5 protein-coding genes are annotated in these 5,383 nt (G+C 71.9%); 2 read left to right on the top strand and 3 right to left on the bottom strand.

Annotated features, from left to right (window positions below; genetic code table 11):
* Nucleotides 1-93 precede the first annotated feature (93 nt).
* Nucleotides 94-1,659, top strand: a complete 1,566-nt coding sequence (locus ACLQ24_RS28375) for a DUF6461 domain-containing protein (protein WP_425894802.1) — start codon at nucleotides 94-96, stop codon at nucleotides 1,657-1,659.
* Between the two features lie 106 nt (nucleotides 1,660-1,765).
* On the opposite strand, the gene ACLQ24_RS28370 is transcribed toward ACLQ24_RS28375, so the two are convergent.
* On the bottom strand, nucleotides 1,766-3,469 hold the full coding sequence (locus ACLQ24_RS28370; RefSeq protein WP_425894801.1) for an acyl-CoA dehydrogenase family protein: 1,704 nt from the start codon (nucleotides 3,467-3,469) through the stop codon (nucleotides 1,766-1,768).
* A 173-nt stretch (nucleotides 3,470-3,642) separates the two neighbouring features.
* Here ACLQ24_RS28370 and ACLQ24_RS28365 point away from each other — a divergent pair, with 173 nt between their 5' ends.
* The gene (locus ACLQ24_RS28365; protein ID WP_425894803.1) at nucleotides 3,643-4,053 is read left to right on the top strand and encodes a hypothetical protein; all 411 of its coding nucleotides are present in this window, start codon (nucleotides 3,643-3,645) and stop codon (nucleotides 4,051-4,053) included.
* A gap of 83 nt (nucleotides 4,054-4,136) precedes the next feature.
* On the opposite strand, the gene ACLQ24_RS28360 is transcribed toward ACLQ24_RS28365, so the two are convergent.
* Together ACLQ24_RS28360 and ACLQ24_RS28355 are read right to left on the bottom strand one after the other, a co-directional pair.
* On the bottom strand, nucleotides 4,137-4,328 hold the full coding sequence (locus ACLQ24_RS28360) for a DUF397 domain-containing protein (protein WP_425894800.1): 192 nt from the start codon (nucleotides 4,326-4,328) through the stop codon (nucleotides 4,137-4,139).
* Nucleotides 4,319-5,086, bottom strand: a complete 768-nt coding sequence (locus ACLQ24_RS28355) for a DUF5753 domain-containing protein (RefSeq protein ID WP_425894799.1) — start codon at nucleotides 5,084-5,086, stop codon at nucleotides 4,319-4,321. The genes ACLQ24_RS28360 and ACLQ24_RS28355 overlap by 10 nt, the downstream gene beginning before the upstream one ends.
* Nucleotides 5,087-5,383: the final 297 nt, after the last annotated feature.

Genomic DNA, 5,383 nt, shown 5'->3' with positions numbered 1-5,383 from the left:
ATCCTTGTTCCGCAAGCCCGAAGTCCGCTACGCCGCCTCCTGACCATCAACTATTTGCCTTACGGGTCAATAACCACTTGTGAAGGGACACACGTGAGTACTGACGATCGGGATGTTCTGCGGGCCGGTCAGGCCCTGTCGCACGGGGCGCTCGTCTCCGCCAACGGCGCTTTCGCGCTGGAGCACCGCGGCGGCGGGGAGTTGGCCTTGCGGGACCGGGAACATGCCGTCGACCTCTGGAGGGTCCCGGACAGTGCGGACGCGTCGGAGGTCGTCCACCGCTGGGACGAAGCCGCCAGCCAGGGCTCCGCCGCGCTTGTGCGAAAGTCCTCCTTCTTGTCGATGATGTCGACAGTGACGCCTGCGGAACTGCCGAGAGCTGGCGAGGAGTTCAGCGAGCATCGTGCTGGGGTTGGTGCTGCCCCGGACGACGCGGGTCGGTTGGTCTTGGTGTCGGACGGTTATCTGTTGTTGGAGGACGCAGGTGGCCGCCCGCTCTGGCGGTCGGGTGGCGTCGACCGACGGGTGAGCGCCGCCGTGGTGACCAACGACGGACGGCTGGTCCTGGTGGATCCGGACGGCTACCAACGCTGGAGCCGCGATCGGGTGACGGACGCCGACCTCGCGGCCTACCAGGCGGCCTCCGGCGGCCGGATGACCCGGGGACAGCGCCTGGATGGCACGCTCACCTCCCCGAACGGCAGGTATCACCTGTCGCACACCCCGGCCGGCGAGACGGTGCTGGCGCGTTCCGGGGGCGGCATGGTGTGGTCGTTGCAGGCCGGTGCCCCCGGCGTGGAGCTGAACCTCGGGCCCGACGGGGTGCTGCGGACCGGCACCGACTCGACGGTGCTGGCCAAGTGGACCGGTCGGCGCATAAACCCGGTGGCGTACGCGCTCTCGGCCCTGGTCGTGGGCGACGACGGTGACATCGTGCTGGTCTCGGACGACGGCGCGGAGGTGTATCGCAGCGGCACCGCCGCCGAGGAAGCCCGCCTCGACCAGTTGGAGCGGGAGTACGGCCGCCGCGAGCGCGAGGATCGGGCGAAGCCGTCGCGGCCGCGGGGGAGCGGCTTGCCCACCGACTGGTTCGACCTGCTGGACATCGACCAGAACTACTCGATCACGTTGGTGCGGGGGGTCTCCGCCAAGGAGGCGTTACTGCGGCTGGGTGTCGACGCCGGACGGATCACGCCGATGACGTATGCGGACCTCACGTTGGCCCAGGGCCCGACCGGTGGCGTGTCGAGGCGGGTGCTCTCCGTGGAGATCGACGACTGGGTGATGCTTGTCGAAGTGGACGGCACCGATGGCGTCGACCGGATCGCCTCGATGTCCCGGGGTACCCAGGCGGTCGTCTGCGCAGAGAATTACGACGGCGACGAGTTTCTCGGCTGGTTCGCGGACGGCACACCCTCGGCGCGCTACGAATGGGACTCGGAGAGCGAGGCGTTGGAGTCAGGCGGGCCGGCGGACGCCGGCACGAACCCGGACGCGATCATCCCGTTCATGCGTACCATCGGGCTCGGTCGTTACCGGGACACCCGCGATGACGACCATTTCCTGCCGCCACCGGTCGAGATCGCCTGTCTGGTCGCTGACGTGCGTCCCCGGCCCGAGCACTTCGCCGGCGAGCACCTCGGCTTCGTAGCCGTTTGATGATCCCTTGCCCGCCGTCGCCGTCACGCGGCGCAAGCCCGGATCATCGGTCCGGGCTTGCGCCGTTTCACGGGGTCAATGACGCGCCGACGGCTCTGCCGGTCGTTCAGCAGAGCAGGTCCAGGTGGTGATGGGCGTCCTCGGCGATGTCCTCGTGCCGCAGCCACCGCCGCGCCCACAGCCGGGCCGCCAGCGCCGCCTGCTCGTCACCCCAGGCGGCGTGCTCCACCAGCAGCGCGGCGGTCAGCGCGTACGCCAGCCGCAGCGCCAGGGCGCGGGCGCCCGCGACGACGCTCGCCGCGCCCGGGTCGGCGGTCACCGCGGCGATGGTGTCGGACAGCTGCCCGGTGACGGTGGCCAGGGTGTCGGCCAGCGCGGGCGACAGCGGCCGGGCCAGGTCGGCAGCGGCGGTCAGCCGACGCAGCAGCGGCGTCGCGGCGTCCTCCCGGATCAACGCGCGCAGCACGTCCAGGGACAGGACGTTGGTGGTGCCCTCCCAGATCGGCAGCACCTGCGCGTCGCGCAGCAGCCGGGGCACCCCGGTGTCCTCCACGTAGCCGGCGCCGCCGAAGCTCTCCACGTACTCGCTGGCGGAGCTGACGGCGAGCCGGCCGGTGGCGAGTTTGGCCAGTGGCGCGACGATGCGCAGCTCCGCCGCCGCCTCCGGGTCGGCGCCTACCTCGACCCGTCCCAGCAGCGCGAACGCGTGCCCGGCGAGGGCGAACGCGCCCGCCGCGTCGACCGCGAGCGTGCCCAGCGTGGCGCGGTGCAGCGGCGAGGACGCCAGCGGACCGCCCGCGACGTGCCGCGCGTCGGCGAACGCGCGGGCATAGGCGAGCCCGCGTCGCATCCCGCCGGCCGCGGCGGCGGCGTTGTGCACCCGGGTCACCACGACCAGGGTCATCGCCCGGACCAGGCCGGGCACCGCCGGGTCGCCCAGCGGCACCGCGTACGCGTCACGCAGCCCGATCTCGGCGGTCGGCAGCGCCCGGGTGCCGAGCTTGTCCTTGAGGCGGTGCACGACGACGCCGGGGGCGGGCGCGTCCGGGGCCGCGCCGATGGCCAGCGGCGAGTCAACCGCGTAGCGGGGGACGAGGAACGGGGCGAGCACCCGGCTGCCCCGCCCGGCACCCTCGGGTCGGGCCAGCGCCACCGCCATCGCCGCGTCGGCGGCCGAGCAGAACCACTTCTCGCCGGTCAGCCGCCACGAGCCGTCCGCCGCCGGTCGGCCGATGGTGCTGGACCGGCCCAGATCCGAGCCGCCCTGCGACTCGGTCATCCACTGCCCGCTGGTGATCGCCGTGGCCGGGTCGGTGGAGGTCAGCCGGGGCAGCCACGCGTCGCGGACACCGGCGTCGACGTCGGGCAGGCTGAGCAACGCCGCCGCGCCGTCGGCCATCGCCACCGGGCAGGAGAACGTCGCCGACTCCGGCCCGTACAGGTGCAGCAGCGCGTGCTGCACGACCCGCGCGGCGGCCCCCCACGTGCCGCGCGCGTCCGGCAGGTAGGGCAGCGCCACCACGGCGTGGCGGGCGGCGGCAACCCGCTGCGCCTGCCAGCCGGCGGACACCTCGACGCGGTCGATCCGGGCGCCCCACGGGTCGTACCGCACCAGCGTCGGCGGGTGCGCCTCGGCGTCGGCGTGCGCCGCGCGCAGCGGCCCGGTGACGTCGGCGGCCAGGTCGACCAGGCGGCCCTTCGCGGCGGCGTGCCCGCCAGCGCCGAGGTGACGCTCCAGCCAGGACCGCAGCAGGGTGTCACCGGCGTACGGGTCGGCAGGGGGTGGTACCGGCTGCACGAAGCGGCTCATCGATCGGCTCCCTGGCGCTACGGGGGTGTGCGCCGACGGTAGACGATGCGTCGCCGCGCCGAAAGAAGGCCCAGTTTTCGGCTTGCCGCGCCTCACCGTGACGTAGTTCTCTACGGTCGGTAGTCGTGGGTGCCGGCCAGTCGTGGAACCGACCGGCCCGGCGACGCCGCCCGATGCGTGCCGGGCTGGCCCTCGCCGGGTTCGGGATGGCGCTGTGCTGCGTCGGGGTGGCCGGGCTGGGCGCGTGGAACCTACAAACGGTGCGACAGGCCGCCGGCCCGATCCGGGACACCGCCGACGGGTTCCTCAGCGAGGTGACCCTCGGTGACAGCGACCGGGCCTACGAGCGGCTGTGCGCGGACGCGCGTACCCGGTGGAGCGCGATCGGGTTCACCAGTTGGGTGCGTACCCCGCCGATGGTGACCGACTACGAGATCACCGACGTGTCGGTGGCGACCAAGGGTGGACGTCCGCGCGGCACAGTGACGGTGACGGTGACCCGCGACGGTGGCATCAGCGAGGAACGCCGCCTGCCGGTGGTCCGTGAGGGTGGGGACTGGCGGGTGTGCGGTGACCCGTTCTGAGCTGCCGGTAGGCGAGCATTGCGGGGGTTGGTGTGGCACGCAAGAAGCCCCCAGCCTGTGCCGGGGGCTCTGCGGTCGGTCGGTCAGCGAGCGTTCTTCGCCATTGCCACGAAGCCGCGCCACGACGCGGGGGTGAAGGAAAGGGTGCCGCCGTCACGGTTCTTGGTGTCGCGGACGAGGACGACGCCCGGGAGGTTGTCGGAGACCTCGACGCAGTTGCCGCCGTTGCCGCCGCTCTTGGTGCTCTTACGCCACTGCGCGCCGGTCATGTCCATGATGCTGCCGCTTCTCTGAGAAATTCCAACGAGCGCCCTCGGGGAAGTGCCTCGCCTCGAATGCGCTCCCAACGTCGTTCGAGCGTAACAAGATCTGCCGGCTGGTCGAGGATCTGAGCGCGTGCCGGGCTGTCGACGTGTGCCACCCGGGTCCCGTCCGGCATGTCCGCGATCGTGAAGGGACCGTCCAGGCCGGGGTAGCTGGGGGCGTCGGCCGGCACGATGTGAAGCTGGATGGTCCCCCGTTCGGCGTACGCGAGCAGGTGCGTGAGCTGCGCCGCCATCAGGGCGCGATCATCACCGACGCGTCGACTGAGCGTCCCGGCGTCGAGCACGGCGACCAGCAGAGGCCCCCCGTTGCGGGTCAGGATCGCCTGTCGGCTGATCCGGGCTTCGGCGAGTTCGGCGACCTTGTCCGCCGCCAGCACGCCGCCGGCCAGAGTCGCCCGGGCGTACGCCTCGGTTTGCAGCAGACCGGGTATCCACGCGAGTTCAAAGGCCCGCAACGTCACCGCCTCGCGTTCGATGTCGACCCAGGGGCGGAACCAGACCGGTTCCCGTCGCGTCATCACCTCCGGCCACAGGTCGGCTACGTCCCGGCTGAGCACCCGAGCGACGTCGGCACGGTGCCGGCTGCGCGGCGTGCGTCCCGGGTTGGCCCAACGCGCGGCGGTCTTCGGATCGACTCCCACCTGACCTGCGAGGCTTTCTGCGGTTACTCCCGCCTCAGCCATCGCGGCAATGAGTCCCTGATTCATCGCGTCCCCTCCTGACGTCCCGAACGTCCCAGGAGAACTCTGCTACGGAGTGTATGCGTACCGCAACCCCTGGCTACGTTCTTTGTGGACGACGTGACTGACGGTAAAGGGCCCCTGTCCGCGGGCGCGTCGTGACCGGGGGCCCGGCTGGCACGACGGCGAGCACCGAGGCCGGGCCCCCTTCCCGACCACACGCAGGGGGCAGCCGTGCCGCAACCGCCTAAGAACGACCGGCAATAGGCGTCACTTGAGTCGGCGGGTTGTCGGTCGGGTGTCCCAGCGATAGAGCGTGCGGGC

The organism is Micromonospora sp. DT4 (genome assembly GCF_049841675.1).
Classification (GTDB): Bacteria; Actinomycetota; Actinomycetes; order Mycobacteriales; family Micromonosporaceae; genus Micromonospora.
The sequence above is the reverse complement of the archived record's forward strand: the minus strand, read 5'-3'. Positions and strand labels throughout refer to the sequence as shown.